This window comes from Pseudomonas sp. EggHat1, from assembly GCF_014892995.1.
Classification (GTDB): domain Bacteria; phylum Pseudomonadota; class Gammaproteobacteria; order Pseudomonadales; family Pseudomonadaceae; genus Aquipseudomonas; species Aquipseudomonas chaetocerotis.
On record NZ_JACKQK010000002.1, the window covers coordinates 328,665 to 345,803 of the forward strand.

12 protein-coding genes and 1 riboswitch are annotated in these 17,139 nt (G+C 61.8%); of the genes, 6 read left to right on the forward strand and 6 right to left on the reverse strand.

What is annotated here, in order from left to right; all coding sequences use genetic code 11:
* Positions 1 to 60 precede the first annotated feature (60 nt).
* Positions 61 to 2,211 carry a methyl-accepting chemotaxis protein gene (locus tag INS93_RS05800; RefSeq protein ID WP_160017234.1) on the reverse strand — a complete coding sequence of 717 codons (2,151 nt, stop codon included), beginning with the start codon at positions 2,209 to 2,211 and terminating at the stop codon, positions 61 to 63.
* Between the two features lie 194 nt (positions 2,212 to 2,405).
* On the opposite strand from INS93_RS05800, the gene INS93_RS05805 reads away from it, so the two are divergent.
* Positions 2,406 to 3,227, forward strand: a complete 822-nt coding sequence (locus INS93_RS05805; protein WP_192980642.1) for a M48 family metallopeptidase — start codon at positions 2,406 to 2,408, stop codon at positions 3,225 to 3,227.
* A gap of 53 nt (positions 3,228 to 3,280) precedes the next feature.
* On the opposite strand, the gene INS93_RS05810 is transcribed toward INS93_RS05805, so the two are convergent.
* The 4 genes from INS93_RS05810 to INS93_RS05825 all read right to left on the reverse strand — a co-directional run bounded on the left by INS93_RS05810 (position 3,281) and on the right by INS93_RS05825 (position 6,750).
* Complete coding sequence (locus INS93_RS05810; RefSeq protein WP_160017236.1) at positions 3,281 to 3,724, reverse strand: ester cyclase; 444 nt, start codon at positions 3,722 to 3,724, stop codon at positions 3,281 to 3,283.
* 106 nt (positions 3,725 to 3,830) lie between these two features.
* Positions 3,831 to 4,412, reverse strand: coding sequence for a TMEM165/GDT1 family protein (locus tag INS93_RS05815; protein WP_160018874.1), 582 nt, complete (start codon positions 4,410 to 4,412; stop codon positions 3,831 to 3,833).
* Between the two features lie 27 nt (positions 4,413 to 4,439).
* Positions 4,440 to 4,627, reverse strand: a riboswitch (yybP-ykoY riboswitch).
* 37 nt (positions 4,628 to 4,664) lie between these two features.
* A complete protein-coding gene (locus INS93_RS05820) occupies positions 4,665 to 5,660 on the reverse strand; it encodes a class I SAM-dependent methyltransferase (RefSeq protein WP_192980643.1) in 996 nt (331 codons plus the stop codon).
* 124 nt (positions 5,661 to 5,784) lie between these two features.
* On the reverse strand, positions 5,785 to 6,750 hold the full coding sequence (locus INS93_RS05825; RefSeq protein ID WP_192980644.1) for a 2-hydroxyacid dehydrogenase: 966 nt from the start codon (positions 6,748 to 6,750) through the stop codon (positions 5,785 to 5,787).
* 79 nt (positions 6,751 to 6,829) lie between these two features.
* Between INS93_RS05825 and INS93_RS05830 the strand changes: the two genes are divergently transcribed.
* Positions 6,830 to 7,459 (forward strand): LysE family translocator, encoded by a 630-nt coding sequence (locus INS93_RS05830; protein WP_192980645.1) that lies wholly within the window; start codon positions 6,830 to 6,832, stop codon positions 7,457 to 7,459.
* A gap of 67 nt (positions 7,460 to 7,526) precedes the next feature.
* On the opposite strand, the gene INS93_RS05835 is transcribed toward INS93_RS05830, so the two are convergent.
* On the reverse strand, positions 7,527 to 8,702 hold the full coding sequence (locus INS93_RS05835; protein WP_192980646.1) for an acetyl-CoA C-acyltransferase: 1,176 nt from the start codon (positions 8,700 to 8,702) through the stop codon (positions 7,527 to 7,529).
* Between the two features lie 190 nt (positions 8,703 to 8,892).
* On the opposite strand from INS93_RS05835, the gene INS93_RS05840 reads away from it, so the two are divergent.
* From INS93_RS05840 to INS93_RS05855, 4 genes are all read left to right on the forward strand, one after another.
* Positions 8,893 to 10,575: a fatty acid--CoA ligase gene (locus INS93_RS05840; protein WP_192980647.1), complete on the forward strand. Its 1,683-nt coding sequence runs from the start codon at positions 8,893 to 8,895 to the stop codon at positions 10,573 to 10,575.
* A 217-nt stretch (positions 10,576 to 10,792) separates the two neighbouring features.
* The gene (locus INS93_RS05845) at positions 10,793 to 12,730 is read left to right on the forward strand and encodes a DUF1302 domain-containing protein (protein WP_192980648.1); all 1,938 of its coding nucleotides are present in this window, start codon (positions 10,793 to 10,795) and stop codon (positions 12,728 to 12,730) included.
* Positions 12,731 to 12,762: 32 nt separating this feature from the next.
* Positions 12,763 to 14,130, forward strand: a complete 1,368-nt coding sequence (locus INS93_RS05850) for a DUF1329 domain-containing protein (RefSeq protein WP_192980649.1) — start codon at positions 12,763 to 12,765, stop codon at positions 14,128 to 14,130.
* A 150-nt stretch (positions 14,131 to 14,280) separates the two neighbouring features.
* Positions 14,281 to 17,022: a LuxR C-terminal-related transcriptional regulator gene (locus tag INS93_RS05855; RefSeq protein WP_192980650.1), complete on the forward strand. Its 2,742-nt coding sequence runs from the start codon at positions 14,281 to 14,283 to the stop codon at positions 17,020 to 17,022.
* Positions 17,023 to 17,139: the final 117 nt, after the last annotated feature.

The window sequence follows — 17,139 nt, forward strand, 5'->3', positions numbered from 1 at the left end:
TGCGGACTGCGACTGATGCGAAAGCGGTGCGCGCGGCGCGCCCTACTGGCTGTGCCTCCCTCACACCTTGAACTGGTTGATCAGCCGGCGTTGCTGTTCGGCCAGCTTGGTCAGTTGGGCGCTGGCCTGACTGGCTTCGTTGGCGCCGCCGGCCACCTCGTTGGCGACCTGGCCGATGTTGGTGACGTTGCGGTTGATATCCTCGGCCACGGCGCTCTGCTCCTCTGCCGCGCTGGCGATCTGCGTGTTCATGTCATTGATCACCGACACCGCCTGGGTGATGGACTCCAGCGATTGAGCGGCCTGGTTGGCGTGCTCCACGCTGTCGTCGGTCTTGCTCTGGCTCTGCTCCATCACCTTGACCACTTCGCGCGTGCCTTGCTGCAGCTGCTGGATCATGTTCTGGATTTCTTCGGTGGCTTGCTGGGTCTTCTGCGCCAGATTGCGCACCTCGTCGGCGACCACGGCGAAGCCGCGACCCTGTTCACCGGCGCGGGCTGCCTCGATGGCGGCATTGAGTGCCAGCAGGTTGGTCTGCTCGGCAATGCCGCGAATGGCGATGAGGATGGCGTTGATGTTCTCGCTGTCCTTGGCCAGGTTCTGCACCACGCCCACAGCGCGGCCGATCTCGCTGGCCAGGGCGGCGATGGCCGTGGAGGTTTCCTGTACCACCTGCTTGCCCTGATTGGCCGCGCGGTCGGCGTGGTTGGCCGCCTCGGCAGCATGAGTGGCGTTGCGCGCGACGTCCTGGGCGGTGGCAGTCATCTCATGCACGGCAGTGGCCACGAGTTCGATCTCGGCCAGTTGCTTCTGTACACCCTGGTTGGTGCGGATGGCGATGTCGGCAGTGTGCTCGGAGGAGTCGCTGACCTGCTGCACCGACGTCACCACGGAGGCGATCATGCTTTGCAGCTTGCTCAGGAAGGCGTTGAAGCCGGCTGCGATCTGTCCGAGTTCGTCCTTGCGATCAACTTGCAGACGCACCGTCAGGTCGCCGTCGCCCTTGGCAATATCATCGAGCATGCCGACCATCTGCCGCAGCGGGCGGGCGATGCCGTAGCCGACGAACCAGATCACCAGCAGGCCCAGGCCGGCGATCAGCAGTCCCACCAGCGCCATGCCCAGCGTGTCGCCGTTGCGTTGGGTGACAAGCTCAGCCTGCAGTTGGCGCAGGTCAGCCATCACGGTGTCCAGCGGCAGTACCAGCATCAGCACCCAGCGCGTGTCAGTCTGGCCGATGGTGAAGCTGAGAAACAGCTCGATGTGGCTGTCGGCGGGATCATCCTCGACATGCACGTCGTACTTCGGCAGGCCTGGCTGCAGGCTGCTCAGGTTGGCCAGCTCGTTGGCGTCGAGCAGCTCGGTGGCTGGCTCACCGAGTTTTTCCGGTGCCTGGGTCGAGGCGACTATGCGGCCATTGCTGGCGATCAGGGCGATCTCGCCGGCGCCGCCATAGAGCAGGGCGTCGGCCTTGACCAGCAGTTCCTGAATGAAGTTGACCGCCAGGTCGGCGCCGGCGATACCACGAAACTCGCCGTTGACCAGAATTGGCGAGGTAAAGGAGGCGAGCATGGTCATCTTGCCGCCGACATCGTAGGGAGCCGGATCGATCACGCAAGGGCGTTTACGTTCCTTGGGGCACAGGTAGTACTCGCCGGCGCGCACACCGGTCGGTAGTAGCTCCTCGCTTTCGGTCGAGCCAATGGCATCGACACCAAGGCTGCCGTCGGCATTGCGGTACCACCAGGTCAGGAAGCGGCCGGTGCCGTCGTAACCATTCTCCTTGCTGCCGGCATACATATCGTCGCTGGCGTCGAAGGCGTTTGGTTCCCAGCCCAGGTAGCTGCCGAGCAGCTTGGGGTTCTGTGCCGTGGTTTCATGTACCAGGTTGGCAAGTTCTTCGCGGCTTATGCTGAGCAGTGGGCTACCGCCGGTATCGGTCATGCCGAGCATGGCATTGACCCGCGCCAGATCGGCGGTGATCTGCAGGGGCGCTTCCAGTTCTCGCTGGATCTCGCTGACCTGAGCCTGCGCCAGTGAGGAAAGGCGCTGTTCGATACTCTGCTCGAGCAGTGCCTGGGTGCGTTGCTGTACCAGATTCTGGGTTCGGTCGCTGGCGAACAGGGCGTAGAGCACCAGCGCCGCGACCACCGCCAGCACACTGGCTCCGGCGAGGAATGCGACGGAAAACTGGATCGACTTGAACTTCATGGGAGCTCCCGAGCGCAGTGTGTCCTGTTACGGGCTATCGGCCGTGGCAGGGAAAAACCTTAATGGGCTGATGCGAAACATCTGGCTGATGCTGCATTCAGCAAAGATGGCGCACGGCCATCGCGCAAGTGACGCGGTTGCTCGGACTACCTGGGCGGCCTAGCATAGGACGTTCGATTCAAGGAGGTAGCTCGATGAGCAAGGTTCTATATCTGAGTGGCTTGGCGGTGGCGGTGCTGCTGGCTGGTTGTCAGGCCGTCAATACCACCAGTGGTGGTGCGGTTGGTGTGGAGCGCAAGCAGTACATGTTCAGCATGCTGTCAGCCGAAGAAGTCAATCAGATGTACGCGCAGTCCTATCAGCAAACGCTGAGCGAGGCCTCGGGCAAGGGCGTGCTGGACAAGAGCAGCGCTAACGCCAAGCGTCTGCAGACCGTCGCCGGTCGTCTGATTCCGCAGGCGCCGCGTTTTCGTCCGGATGCGGCCAACTGGCAGTGGGAGGTCAATCTGATCAAGAGCCCCGAGCTCAATGCCAACTGCGGTCCGGGCGGCAAGATCATTTTCTACAGCGGCATCATCGAGCAGCTAAAGCTGACTGACGATGAAATCGCAGCGATCATGGGCCACGAGATGGCGCATGCCCTGCGTGAGCACAGCCGTGAGGCTATGTCCAAGGCTTACGGTATCGAGGTGGCCAAACAGGGCGCCAGTGCCTTGCTCGGACTGGGTGAGAGTGGCATGGCACTGGCCGATACCGTGGTGCAGTACAGCCTGACCCTGCCCAACAGTCGGGGTAACGAGAACGAAGCCGACCTGATCGGTCTGGAACTGGCTGCCCGTGCGGGTTACAACCCGAATGCGGCCATCAGCCTGTGGCAGAAGATGGAGGCCGCCGGTGGTGGTGCGCCGCCCGAGTTCATGAGTACTCACCCATCGTCCAGCAGTCGAATCGCTGCACTGCAGGCGGCGATCCCCAAGGTGATGCCGCTGTACGAGCAGGCCAGAGCCGGGCGTTAATTTCGGACCAAGGAACGGCGCGACGTGATGGCTCACGGCGCGCCGTTTGCGTTTCAGGGCAGGGCGGTTTCGGCAAGTGGGCGGGTTTGCAGGCCCAACTGGGCGCGGAAGCTCTCCATGTCGAACATGGTGCAGATTTCCTGGACCTCGTTAGCGGGGGTGAGCGTCCAGAACGCCATGGCCGAGATGCTCAGCACCTTGTCGCTGGGCGGGTAGCCCAGCGCTGGTTTCTGGATAGTGCCGATCAGCGTGCTCCAGGTCACCACCTTGTAGCCCTCGGCGATGCACTCTTCGACCACCACCTGCAGGTCCGGCATTGCAAGGCGGATTTCCTGCACCATCTGCACGAAGCCGGCGCTGCCAAGTGGCCGGCCAATGAATGAGCTTTTATAGAGAAAATCGCGGCTGTGCAGTTGTTCAGCCAGCGCCAGGCGTCCCTTGTTCCAGGTCAGGTCGATGTGCTGGCACACCACCTTCTTGCGATCATCCAATGACATGCTGCCCTCCTGACTGCAGGCCTGAACCAGTGATGTGGCACTTTAGCATCAGGCAGGAGGGGGCTGGGATTGGCCGAAGTGCCGGTCTGTTGACGTCGGCGATTCGTCAGGTCAGGCCGCTCAGCTTCAACGCCTGGTAGCCGGCATAGATTGCCAGAGCGGCGAAGGCGCATGCGGCCAGACGCCGGATCAGGGTCAGCGGCAGGCGATCGGCCGCGAAATTGCCCGCCAGTACCACCGGCACGTTGGCGATCAACATGCCCAGGGTGGTGCCGACCACCACCAGGATGAAGTGCGGGTACTGCGCGGCCAGCATCACGGTCGCGACCTGGGTCTTGTCGCCCATCTCGGCGAGAAAGAAGGCGATCAGGGTGGTGAGGAAGGGGCCATATTTCTTCAGGCCGGATGCCTCGTCGTCGTCGAGTTTGTCCGGTACCAGGGTCCAGGCTGCCACGGCGACGAAACTGGCAGCGAGAATCCAGCTGAGAGTGGCGGGGGAGAAGAAACTGGCGACCCAGTTACCGACTGCGCCAGCGGCGAAGTGGTTGGCCAGGGTGGCGACGACTATGCCCCAGATGATCGGCCAGGGTTTGCGAAAGCGGGCTGCCAGCAGCAGGGCGAGCAACTGGGTCTTGTCACCGATTTCGGCGAGGGCAACGATCAGGGTGGGGACGAACAGCGATTCCAGCATCAGGTTTCCTAACGGGGGCGGGTCAACACGGCTTATGACACGAACGACCTTCCCGCCCCGGGTATAGGTTGTGCGTGTCATAGGTCTTGTCAAACCGCAGGCCTCTCTGTGAAGGCCTTGGGTCGTATACGCCATGCTCTGCGGAGCAAGTGTGTTGACGTATACCGGGCGAGCAGGGCGCTCGCGGGAGACTACTCCCCTAGGACGGGCGCAATTGTGCCCAAGCGCCGCGTTGGGAGCAACCTCAATTCAGCGTCTGGCGCTGTAGATGCGAAATCCATCGGTGTCTGCCAGGGTGCGGCAGGGGCCGAGATGACGCTCGATCAGGGGGGGATACTTGAGGAAGCTGTTGGCCACCAGGCGCAGCTCGCCACCTTTTACCAAGTGGCGAGCCGCCTGGCTCAGCAGGTTCTCGCTGGCCTGGTAGTCGGTATGCACGCCCTGATGGAACGGCGGGTTGCTGACGATGGCGCTGAGTCCCTCGGGCGCCGATTCGATGCCCGTGCCGGCGATCAGGTTGGCTGACAGGCCATTGCGCGCGAGGGTCAGTCGGCTGCTTTCCAGGGCGAAGGCGTCGACATCCAGCAGGCTCAGCTCGCTGTCTGGATAACGTCGTTTGAGCGCGGCGCCGAGCACGCCAGCGCCGCAGCCGAAGTCCAGCAGGTGGCCGCTCGGTAGGTCATCCAGGTGTTCGAGCAGCAGCGCGCTGCCGCGATCCAGGCGGCCATGGGCGAATACACCGGGCAGGGTAACGATCTCCAGTGCATCGTCGGCCAACTGCAATGGATAGCTCTGCGCCAGAGCGTGCAGGTCGGGTACTGCTGGCGCCTGTTCCACCTCGACGCACCAGAGTTGGCAATGTCTCGCGCTGTCGAGCTTGCGCGGCTTGCCATAGGCGGCCAGCTGTTTCGCCGCGCGTTCGATACCGCCACGTTTTTCACCGACCAGGTACAGCGCTTTGCCTGCCAGGCGTGAGGCCAGTGCTTGAAGCAGGTAGTCAGTCAGCTCGCGTGACTTGGGCAGGAACAGCACAGCGGCGCGGTAGTCGCCTTCCGGCATGCGTGTGTCAAAGTGGCTGCGACCGGCAAAGCGCGCAGCGAGCAGTGCCTGATCGCCCGCATGCCAGTTCCAGCCGCGCGCCTGCGGCAGGGCGCCGAGCAGGTCGTCAGCCGGCAGGCCAGCCAGCAACAGCTCGCCACCGAACAACTCGGCCTGACGCAGGAGAACTTCGCTTCGCGGGTCCATGGTGCTTCCTGAAATCTGTGATGCGGAAAAGTAAGAGGGGCGGGAGCGATCTCGGCTCGCGAAATCTGGGCATCGCTGTTAATGCGCAGCGCTGGCCCGTCGCTCCCTGAAAAAGCTGCGCAGCTTACCCGACGACTCGCAGCGGCGCACCGGCGAAGAAACCAGCGGCGTTTTCCACGACCTGGCCGACGATGCGCTGGCGCGCTTCCTGGCTGCCCCAGGCGCTGTGCGGGGTGACGATCAGGCGGGGAATGTCGGCAGCCAGCAGCGGGTTGCCGTCCTTCGGCGGCTCCTGCAGCAGCACGTCGGTCGCCGCGCCGCCCAGATGGCCACGGCGCAGGGCATCGGCCAACGCCTGCTCATCGACCAGACCGCCGCGTGCGGTATTGATCAGGAAGGCGCGCGGCTTCATCAGTGCCAGCTCCTCGGCGCCGATCATGTTGCGCGTCTGTTCGTTGAGTGGGCAGTGCAGGGTCAGGGCATCGACCTGCGGCAGCAGTTCGTGCAGCGGCAGGCGATCGGCTCGCGCCGGGCGGCCGGGCAGTTGGCCAAGCAGCACGCGCATGCCGAAGGCTTCGGCCAGACGGGCGACGGCGCCGCCCAGTTCGCCATGGCCGAGCATGCCCAGAGTCTTGCCTTCGAGTTCGACGATGGGGTGATCGAGCAGGCAGAACTGGCTGGCCTGCTGCCAACGACCTGCGGCGATGTCGCGCTGGTAATCGGGCAGGCGCGTGGCCAGGGCCAGCAGCAGCATCAAGGTGTGTTGTGCCACGGACGGGGTGCCGTAGCCCTGGCAGTTGCAGACGGTCACGCCATGGGCACTGGCGGCTTTCAGGTCGATGTTGTTGGTGCCGGTAGCGGTTACCAGAACCAGTTTCAGGTCAGGGCAGGCGGCGAAGGTGGTGGCGTCCAGCGGCACCTTGTTGCTGATGGCGACCTGGGCACCTTGCAGGCGTTCGGCGACCTGATCCGGACGCGTGTGCGCGTGCAGGGTCAGCTCGGCGAACGCCTGATGCAGCGGTTGCATGTCGAGGTCGCCAAGGTCGAGGGAGGCATGGTCGAGGAAGACGGCGCGTGGGCTGTTGCTCATCAGCTGTACCTTTTCGCAGGAGGGTCACAAGAGTAGATTGGCGAGCCTACCAGACCTTCAGCGTCGATGCGGAGCCACCATGTACTGGACTGAATTTCTCACCGTTGCCCTGATTCACCTGCTGGCGGTGGCCAGCCCGGGACCGGATTTCGCCATCGTCGTGCGCGAGAGCGTCGGCTACGGTCGACGCGCTGGGTTGTTCACCGCTTTTGGTGTGGGTACCGGAATTCTGGTCCACGTGACTTATTCGTTGCTGGGTATCGGCCTGATCGTGTCGCAGTCCATCGTCCTGTTCAACGCGCTGAAATGGCTGGCAGCTGCTTATCTGCTGTATATCGGCATCAAGGCCCTGCGCGCGCGCCCGGCCGACCCGGCCAGCGCCGAGCTGAATCTGGCAGCAGGCGAGCGCAGCGGGCGTGGCGCCTTCGTCACGGGGTTCATCACCAATGGCCTGAATCCCAAGGCGACGCTGTTCTTTCTTTCGCTGTTCACCGTGGTGATCAATCCGCATACCCCGGTGGCCGTTCAGGCCGGCTATGGTCTCTATCTGGCCTTGGCCACGGCTTTCTGGTTCTGCCTGGTGGCCTGGCTGTTCAGCCAGCCACGCGTGCGCGCCGGTTTCGCCCGTATGGGGCATTGGTTCGATCGACTGATGGGGGCGGTACTGGTGGGGATCGGTGTGAAGCTGGCGCTGAGCGAGATGCGCTAGCTGGTCGTCCTCAACGCCTGCTAAACGAGAGCCCCGCAGTTGCGGGGCTCTTTCGTAGTGGGCTGGTTTACAGCAGTTCGATGGCGACTGCGGTGGCTTCGCCGCCACCGATACACAGCGAGGCGACGCCGCGTTTGCCGCCTTTCTTCTGCAGGGCGTTGATCAGGGTGAGGATGATCCGCGAGCCGGTGGAGCCAACCGGATGGCCCTGGGCGCAAGCACCGCCGAAGACGTTGACCTTGGCGTGATCCAGGCCGTGCTCGCGCATGGCCAGCATGGTCACCATGGCAAACGCTTCGTTGATCTCGAACAGATCGATCTCGTCCTTGTTCCAGCCGGTCTTCTTCAGCAGGTTGCTCATGGCACCGATGGGCGCCAGGGTGAACTCGCTCGGGTCCTGACTCTGGGTAGCATGGGCAACCACCTTGGCCAGCGGCTTGAGACCGCGCTTGGCGGCTTCATCAGCGGTCATCAATAGCAGCGCGCTGGCGCCATCGGAAATCGAGCTGGCGTTGGCGGCGGTGATGGTGCCGTCCTTCTTGAAGGCAGGTCTGAGCGCAGGAATCTTGTCCAGGTTGGCCGTCAGCGGCTGCTCATCATCCTTGACCAGCACTTCGCCCTTGCGCGAGGTGACGGTGACCGGAACGATCTCGGCATCCAACGAGCCGTCCTTGATCGCCGCCTGCGCGCGGCGCAGCGACTCGATGGCATAGGCGTCCATTTCCTCGCGGGTGATGCCGTACTGGTCGGCCGTTTCCTGGGCGAAGGAGCCCATCAGGCGACCTGTGCGCGCGTCTTCCAGGCCGTCGAGGAACATGTGGTCCTTGATTTCGCCATGACCCATGCGCAGGCCGGTACGCGCTTTCTCCAAGACATAGGGCGCGTTGGACATGCTTTCCATGCCGCCGGCGATCATTACCTGGTTGCTGCCGGCCTTCAGCGAGTCGAAGGCCATCATCACCGCCTTCATGCCCGAGCCGCACAGCTTGTTGATGGTGGTGCAACCGGTGGCAGAGGGCAGTCCGGCATTGAGCGACGCCTGGCGGGCCGGACCTTGCTTGAGGCCAGCGGGCAATACGCAGCCCATGATCACTTCCTGCACGTCGGCTGGCTCGATACCGGCGCGCTTGACTGCCTCACGAATGGCGGCAGCGCCCAGCTCGACAGCTGGTACGCTGGCCAGGCTGCCCTGAAAACCGCCCATGGGAGTACGGGCGCCGCTGACGATGACGATATCGGACATGGTGTTACCTCGAACGAAAGTGTGGCTCGGTGAAGTCTGTTTCTAGACTGGCGTGTTGGTCGGATTCTAACCTGTGACCAAAAGTGGCCATAGGGTCACGTGGCAAATCATTCTTTGGGCTGATTTCGCTATGCAGGAGCCGCTCTAGAGTCGCTGCATACCTATTCCTCGCGTGCCTCAAGGTGACTTCATGCTGCAGACTCGACTGATCCCTCCCGCCAACAACGCCCACGCCTATCCGTTGCTGATCAAGCGCCTGCTGCTCTCCGGTAGTCGTTACGAGAAGACCCGCGAAATCGTCTATCGCGACAAGCTGCGTTACAGCTATGCGACCTTCAACGAACGTGTCGCGCGCCTGGCCAACGTGCTCAGCGAGGCAGGGGTCAAGGCCGGCGATACCGTGGCGGTCATGGATTGGGACAGCCACCGCTATCTCGAATGCATGTTCGCGATTCCCATGCTCGGCGCGGTGCTGCACACCATCAACATTCGCCTGTCGCCGGATCAGATCCTCTACACCATGAACCACGCCGAAGACCGCTTCGTGCTGGTCAACAGTGAGTTCGTTCCGCTGTACAACGGCATTGCCGGGCAGCTCACCACTGTCGAGAAGACCCTGCTGTTGACCGATGGCGAGGACAAGAGCGCCGAACTGCCAAACCTCGTTGGCGAGTACGAGAGCCTGCTGGCCGCAGCCAGCCCGCACTACGACTTCGCCGATTTCGATGAGAACTCGGTGGCTACGACCTTCTATACCACTGGCACCACTGGTAACCCCAAGGGCGTGTACTTCACTCATCGGCAACTGGTGCTGCACACCATGTCCATGGCGACCACCATGGGTGGCCTGGACAGCATTCGCCTGCTGGGCAACGACGATGTCTACATGCCGATTACGCCGATGTTCCACGTGCATGCCTGGGGCGTGCCGTACGTGGCCACCATGCTTGGGGTCAAGCAGGTATATCCCGGCCGCTACGAGCCGGACATGCTTTGCCGTCTGATCAAGGAAGAGAAGGTCAACTTCTCGCACTGCGTCCCGACCATCCTGCAGATGGTGCTGAGCGCGCCGGGGGCTCAGGGCCATGATTTCGGTGGAATGAAAATGATCATTGGCGGCAGTGCGCTCAATCGCTCTCTTTACGAGGCGGCCAAGGCGCGCGGTATTCAACTGACGGCGGCCTACGGCATGTCCGAGACCTGTCCACTGATCTCCTGTGCCTATCTCAACGAAGAGTTGCGTGCGGGGGGGGAGGACGAGCGCACCACTTACCGGATCAAGGCCGGTATTCCGGTGCCGCTGGTGGAGGCCGCGATAATGGATGCGGACGGCAAACTATTGCCGAGCGATGGCGAATCCCAGGGCGAGCTGGTGCTGCGCGCGCCTTGGCTGACCCAGGGCTATTTCCGTGAACCCGAGAAGGGCGAGGAACTCTGGGCACACGGTTGGCTGCACACCGGCGATGTGGCGACCATCGACGGCATGGGTTTCATCGAAATCCGCGACCGAATCAAGGATGTGATCAAGACCGGGGGGGAATGGATTTCCTCGCTGGAGCTGGAGGACCTGATCAGCCGTCACTCGGCGGTGCGTGAGGTGGCGGTGGTGGGCGTGCCCGATCCGCAGTGGGGCGAGCGCCCGTTTGCGCTGCTGGTACTGCGTGAAGAACAAGGGCTGGATGCCAAAGGCTTGAAGGAACATCTCAAGCCTTTCGTCGAGCAAGGTCACATCAACAAATGGGCGATTCCCACGCAGATCGCCCTTGTTACTGAAATTCCCAAGACCAGCGTCGGCAAACTGGACAAGAAGCGCATTCGCGTCGAAATCGCCCAGTGGCAGGAGGCTGGCAGCGCGTTCCTGTCCACGCTGTGAGGTGCGAACTGGCTGGGCGGTGAAAGTGACCGCTCAGTCAAACAAGCGTTTGGCTTGCTAATTGCTGTTTCACGTCCATGCTTGGCTAGGGGCAGGGCCTGAAACCTGCGAGCCAGAGTGCCTGGGGGCTGCAAATCACACTTTCGAGGGATCAAGCAGTACCACCTGCTGGCTATAGTCCAAGCATCCATAACAAAAAACACATGGAGTAGCGTCGATGACAACAAAAACAAAACCCTACTGGCGCCTGGCAAAACTGCCGCTGGCCGTCAGCCTCGCTTCCACCCTTGCCGCTCCGGCATTCGGCGTCACTTTCAATATCGGCGAGATCGAAGGGCAGTTCGACTCGTCGCTGTCGGTTGGCGCCAGCTGGTCGACTGAAAGCGCGGATAAAGACCTGATAGGCTTCAACAACGGCGGTCGTGGTCTCTCGCAAACTTCCGATGATTCCAAGCTCAACTTCAAACGCGGCGAGACCTTCTCGAAGATTTTCAAAGGTGTGCACGATCTTGAGTTGCGTTATGGCGATACCGGTGTCTTCGTTCGTGGCAAGTACTGGTATGACTTTGAACTAAAGGATGAAAGCCGTCCCTTCAAGGACATCAGTGACAGCAATCGCAAGGAAGGTGCTCAGTCCTCGGGCGGCGAAATCCTCGACGCCTTCATCTACCACAATTACGCGATTGGCAATCAGCCTGGCTCCGTTCGCCTGGGTAAGCAGGTAGTGAACTGGGGGGAAAGCACCTTCATTGGCAACAGCATCAACTCCATCAACCCTATTGATGTGGCCGCGTTCCGTCGCCCAGGGGCGGAAATCAAGGAAGGTCTGATCCCGGTCAACATGTTCTATGTGTCACAGAGTCTGACCGACAATCTCTCCATGGAGGCGTTCTATCAGCTTGAGTGGGATCAAACTGTTGTCGATAACTGCGGCACCTTCTTCGCTCAACCGGATATCGTTGCGGATGGCTGCGATGATAACCTCCGCGTACTGCGTTCCCGCTCCTCTCTTCCGCCAGCTGCGCTAGGCGCAGCTGGTCTCTTTGGTGTTGATATCAATAACGAAGGGGTCTTGGTCAACCGTGGTGCAGATCGGGATGCACGCGACAGTGGGCAGTGGGGCGTTGCCTTCCGTTATCTCTTTGAACCGCTGGATACTGAGTTCGGTTTCTATGCGATGAATTACCACAGCCGAGCGCCCATCTTCAGTGCCCAGGCTGGTAGCCAGGCTGCTTACACCGCTATTGACAACTTTGTCGCGGCCGATCCTGCCAACCGTGCTTCTCTTGCTCCTCTCCTAGCTGCGGGCGGAGGTAATTACTTCCTCGAGTACCCTGAAGATATTCGCCTCTACGGGATCAGCTTCTCGACCACCTTGCCCACCGGCACAGCTTGGAGCGGTGAACTTAGCTACCGCCCGAACGCACCCCTGCAACTCAACTCCACTGACATTCTGTATGCCGGTCTAAAGCCGCTTACCAGTATGCCATTGACGGGCGGTATCTACGCCGGGGCTGGTGTAGGTAACGTGTCGTTGATCGACTCCGGCTTTGGTGCAACGGCCAACGGATACAACCGTAAGGAGATCACACAGTTCCAAACGACCTTCACGCACTTCTTTGATCAGGTAATGGGTGCCTCTCGCCTGACGCTGGTAGGGGAGTTGGCGGTTGCTCATGTCGGTGGTTTGGAGAGTTCCGACAAGTTGCGCTATGGCCGTGATCCGATTTATGGGCCGGGGCCGCTTGAAGGAAACTATGCCGTTACGGGGGTTGGTGTGTTTCCTGCCTGTACAGGGTTGAACGTAGGCACTTTGGGTAACAATCCTAATGCCAAGAATGTCAGCAAGTACTGCGAGGACGATGGTTTTGTCACCAGTACTTCCTGGGGCTACCGCGCCCGGGCCATTTGGAACTACCCGAACGCCATCGCCGGCGTCAACCTGAACCCCAGCGTCGCCTGGTCTCATGACGTAGAGGGTTATGGCCCCAATGGACTGTTCACCGAAGGCGCCAAAGCGGTCAGTCTGGGTCTCAACGCCGAGTACCAGAACACTTACACGGCCGACCTGTCGTACACCAGCTTCTTCGGCGGCAAGTACAACACCTCGGTTGACCGCGATTTCGTCGCGCTCAGCTTCGGTATGAACTTCTAAGCGGCCAGGAATTTCGAGGAATCATGATGCAAATGAAAACAACAAAAAAACTGTGGCAAAGCGGTGTCCTGACCCTGTCTCTGCTGGCGACCAGCGTGATGGCGGCAGTGTCGCCCGACGATGCGGCGAAGCTGGGCAACACCCTGACTCCAGTCGGTGCCGAGATGGCAGGTAATGCCGATGGTTCGATCCCGGCCTGGACCGGCGGTTTGCCGGCCAACGCCGGTGCGGTCGATCCGCGAGGCTTTTTGGCCGATCCGTTTGCCAACGAGCAGCCGCTGTTCACCATCACCGCGCAGAACGTCGACCAGTACAAGGACAAGCTGACCCCCGGCCAGTTGGCGATGTTCAAGCGCTACCCGGAAAGCTACAAGATGCCGGTTTTCCCGACGCACCGTTCGGCCAGCCTGCCGGCTTCGGTGCTGGAGGCGACCAAGCAGAATGCGGTGAACACCAAGATGGTGGAAGGTGGCAACGGCCTGGAGAACTTCCAGACCGCCAACCCCTTCCCGATCCCGCAGAACGGTCTGGAAGCGATCTGGAACCACATCACCCGCTACCGCGGTGGCAGCGTGCGTCGTCTGGTGACCCAGGCGACGCCGCAGGCGAACGGTTCCTACTCGCTGGTTTACTTCCAGGACGAGTTCACCTTCCGTGATGCGCTGACCGACTTCGATGCGAGCAAGGAAAGCAACGTACTGTTCTACTTCAAGCAGCGTGTGACGGCTCCGTCGCGTCTGGCCGGTAACGTACTGCTGGTGCACGAAACCCTCAACCAGGTGAAGGAGCCGCGTCTGGCGTGGCTGTACAACGCCGGTCAGCGTCGCGTGCGCCGTGCTCCGCAGGTGTCCTACGACGGTCCGGGTACCGCCGCTGACGGTCTGCGTACTTCCGACAACTTCGACATGTACAACGGTGCGCCGGATCGCTACGACTGGCAGCTGGTCGGCAAGAAGGAGATCTACATCCCCTACAACGCCTACAAGCTGGACTCGCCGAGTCTGAAGTATGCCGACATCATCAAGGCTGGCCACATCAACCAGGACCTGACTCGTTACGAGCTGCACCGCGTATGGCACGTGACCGCGACCCTGAAGTCGGGCGAGCGTCACATCTACGCCAAGCGTGACTTCTACATCGACGAGGACACCTGGCAAGCCGCTCTGATCGACCACTACGACGGCCGTGGCACCCTGTGGCGTGTAGCTGAGGCGCATGCCCAGTACTACTACGACAAGCAAGTGCCGTGGTACACCGTAGAAACCCTGTACGACCTGCTGTCCGGTCGCTACCTGGCCCTGGGTATGAAGAACGAGGAGAAACAAGCCTACGACTTCAACTACAAGGCCGCTGGCAGCGACTACACCCCGGCTGCTCTGCGTCAGGCTGGCGTTCGCTAAAACCTGCCTCAGGCAACACGACGAAGCCGGCCTTGTGCCGGCTTTTTCGTTACGGACTGTAGCGCGCGCTTCAAATGGCCATTGCAAGTCGCTAGGCTGGGTTCAGATCGAGCCCGCCGATGCACCTAGAAGACTTCCAAGAATAGGCCGATGACAGATTTCTCCCGCTCGCCAGGTTTTCCCTACACGCCGGCCACACCGGTTGAAGCGCGTTTCTATCGTCCGCCACTGCCGGCAGGGCATATGCCGCGGCCCAGGCTGTGTGAGCGCCTTGAGGAGGGCCTGCAAGGGCGATTGCTGCTGGTCAGTGCGCCAGCAGGTTTTGGCAAAAGCTCGCTGGCCATCGAGTTCTGCGAACGACTACCCGATCACTGGCACAGCCTCTGGCTCGGGCTGAGCGAGCGCGATCATGATCCGGGGCGATTCCTCGAGCGTCTCCTGAATGGGCTGCAGCAGTTCTACCCTGGCCTCGGCGAGGAAGCGCTCGGGCTGCTGAAGATGCGCCAGCGCCATCAACCCTTCGCATTCGAGCAGTGGCTTGACGGTTTACTCGATGAGCTGACCCAGCAACTCGATGATGGTCAACCACTGTTGCTGGTGCTGGACGACTACCATCTGGCGCAGGGGCCGGTGCTGGATCGTTGTCTGCAATTCTTCCTCAACCATTTACCACCTGGTGTGCTGCTGTTGGTCACCAGTCGTCAGCGACCTGACTGGCACCTGGCGCGCCTGCGTCTGTCGCGACAGTTGCTGGAGCTCAACGAGCAGGATCTGCGTCTGACGGCTGCCGAGCTGGACGCGCTGTTGGCAAGTCAGGGCGCGCGCCTCGAGAAGGAGCAGGTCACCGGGATTCTGCAGCGCAGCGAGGGATGGATCGCTGGTTTACGCCTCTGGCTGTTGGCTGTCGAGGAACTGGCGGAAGCTGGCGAGGTGCTTCAACTGCACGGTGGTGAAGGGCTGATCCGTGAATACCTGCTCGAGGAAGTCATCGAACGGCAGCCCGCCGAGGTGCAACAGTTCCTTTATGACACCGCCTGCATGGAGCGCTTCTGCGCTGAGCTGTGCGATGCGGTTCGTGACAGCCATGACAGCGCCGCAATCATCCGTCATCTGCAGGCCAATCAGGTGTTTCTGGTGCCGCTTGATGAGCAGGGGCACTGGTTTCGCTATCACCACCTGTTCTCCGACTTGCTCAATGCGCGCTCTGCCGACGGATTGAGTCGTTCGCACGTTAGCGCCCACCTGCGTGCCTGTCGCTGGTTCGCTGCGCAAGGCATGCTGGATGCCGCCATCGAGCAGGCGCTGCTGGCGGGGCAGGCCGACGTGGCCGCCAGCCTGGTGCAGAACCTGTCCGAGGAGCAGATGCTGGCGGAGCAGAACATCGCCATGCTGCTGCGCTGGAAAACCAATCTGCCGGACGATCTGCTGGCCAGCACGCCACGACTGATCATGCTCTATGGCTGGGCACTGGCATTGGCTTGCCAGCTGGATGCCGCCCAGGAACTGCTTGATCAGCTCGCACGCTTCCTGCCGGCTGCCGAGCCTGCCGCCCAGCGCAGTCTACTGGCGCAATGGCAGGCACTCGATGGGGTCATCTCCCGTGGCCGTGGCGATGGAGCGCGCGCCGAACAGCAATGCAGCGAGGCCTTGGCCGGTTTACCGGCGGAGCGTTACGGTCCGCACTTCATGTGCCTGTCGGCATTGTCCAACCTGGCCATGGTGCGTGGCGATCTGTGGCGTGCGCGTGGGCTGAACCGCGACGCCCTGGAGCTGGCGCAGCGTATCGACAACCCTCTGCTCGAGGCGCTTGCCCATTACGAGCGCGCCCGCGTGCTGCAGGCCCGTGGTGAGGTGCTGCGCGCGCAGGAGGAGGTGCATCAGGGATTGCTGCTGGTGCAGCGTCTGCCGGCACAGCGTAGTTACTCGGTGCGGGCGCGCTTGACGATTTATGAGGGCTATCTGCTCAGTCTGCGTCTGCAGCCTCAGGCCGTGGAGCGCTTACGGGTGGGGATTGCCGAAGCCAGGGCTTGCCGCGACGTCGGTGCGTTGATCGGCTATTGCGTGCTGGCCAGCCTTGAAGGGCGTGATGGACGGCCAGCCGAGGCGTTTGCCCTGCTGGGTGAGGTCGAACGCTTGATGCATGTCTGGGATGTGCCGGCGATCTACTATCTGGCGATGATCACGCTGATCAAGTGCGAGCTGTGGCTGCGGCAAGGACAGGTCGAGTTGGCTGCTGCCTGGTTGCCTCAGTTGGCGGAGACCTATGGTGAGCAGGGGCGGGCACTGGCGCCGGAGTTTCACCCGCAGCTGGCGTTGCATATCGATCTGCAGCAGGCGGCTCTGGAGCGCTTGCAGGGCGAGCTGGGGCATGCAGAGCGCCGTCTGCGTGCGTTGCAACAGCGTGCACAGGGGCTGGGTGGTCAGTTGGTCGCCCTGGCGGCACAGGCGCAGCTCGCCCAGTTACTGAGGCAGACCGGGCGAGAGCGGGAGGCGCAGCAGCAGCTCGATGGTTGTCTGGATCTCGCTCAGGGTGGTGCGCTGCTGCCTTTCATCGAACTGCTGCAGCATCAGCCGCAGTGGCTGCGCGAGCGTCTGCAACTGCGCTCGAACTGTCCGCTGCGCGACGCGCTGCTCGCCCAGTTGCCGGGCAGTCGGGATGCGGACGAGGAGGAGGTCGCAGAGGCGGGTGGTCTCGCGGAAAAACTCAGTGGTCGCGAGTTGGCCGTGCTGCAGTTGATCGCGCGTGGCTGTTCCAATCAGGAGATCAGCGAGCGTCTGTTCATCTCCCTGCACACGGTCAAGACCCACGCCCGTCACATCAACAGCAAGCTCGGCGTCGAGCGGCGCACTCAGGCGGTAGCACGGGCCAAGGGCCTCGGTCTGCTGCGCTGATCTGGGCATTGCAGCCGCCGATCAAGACGGTGCTTGGCTCAACCTAGGTTGGGCGGTGTTTGGCGCCCACTCATGCTCTGATCACGGATACCTATTGCAAGAATCAAGGTATCGCGC

What these genes read in the sequence shown, in the direction of transcription:
- INS93_RS05810 (WP_160017236.1), bottom strand. Translation starts at nt 3,724, where the DNA reads ATGTCATTGGATGATCGCAAGAAGGTGGTGTGCCAGCACATCGACCTG.
- INS93_RS05800 (WP_160017234.1), bottom strand. Translation starts at nt 2,211, where the DNA reads ATGAAGTTCAAGTCGATCCAGTTTTCCGTCGCATTCCTCGCCGGAGCC.
- INS93_RS05850 (WP_192980649.1), top strand. Translation starts at nt 12,763, where the DNA reads ATGAAAACAACAAAAAAACTGTGGCAAAGCGGTGTCCTGACCCTGTCT.
- INS93_RS05855 (WP_192980650.1), top strand. Translation starts at nt 14,281, where the DNA reads ATGACAGATTTCTCCCGCTCGCCAGGTTTTCCCTACACGCCGGCCACA.
- INS93_RS05845 (WP_192980648.1), top strand. Translation starts at nt 10,793, where the DNA reads ATGACAACAAAAACAAAACCCTACTGGCGCCTGGCAAAACTGCCGCTG.
- INS93_RS05835 (WP_192980646.1), bottom strand. Translation starts at nt 8,702, where the DNA reads ATGTCCGATATCGTCATCGTCAGCGGCGCCCGTACTCCCATGGGCGGT.
- INS93_RS05825 (WP_192980644.1), bottom strand. Translation starts at nt 6,750, where the DNA reads ATGAGCAACAGCCCACGCGCCGTCTTCCTCGACCATGCCTCCCTCGAC.
- INS93_RS05840 (WP_192980647.1), top strand. Translation starts at nt 8,893, where the DNA reads ATGCTGCAGACTCGACTGATCCCTCCCGCCAACAACGCCCACGCCTAT.
- INS93_RS05805 (WP_192980642.1), top strand. Translation starts at nt 2,406, where the DNA reads ATGAGCAAGGTTCTATATCTGAGTGGCTTGGCGGTGGCGGTGCTGCTG.
- INS93_RS05820 (WP_192980643.1), bottom strand. Translation starts at nt 5,660, where the DNA reads ATGGACCCGCGAAGCGAAGTTCTCCTGCGTCAGGCCGAGTTGTTCGGT.
- INS93_RS05830 (WP_192980645.1), top strand. Translation starts at nt 6,830, where the DNA reads ATGTACTGGACTGAATTTCTCACCGTTGCCCTGATTCACCTGCTGGCG.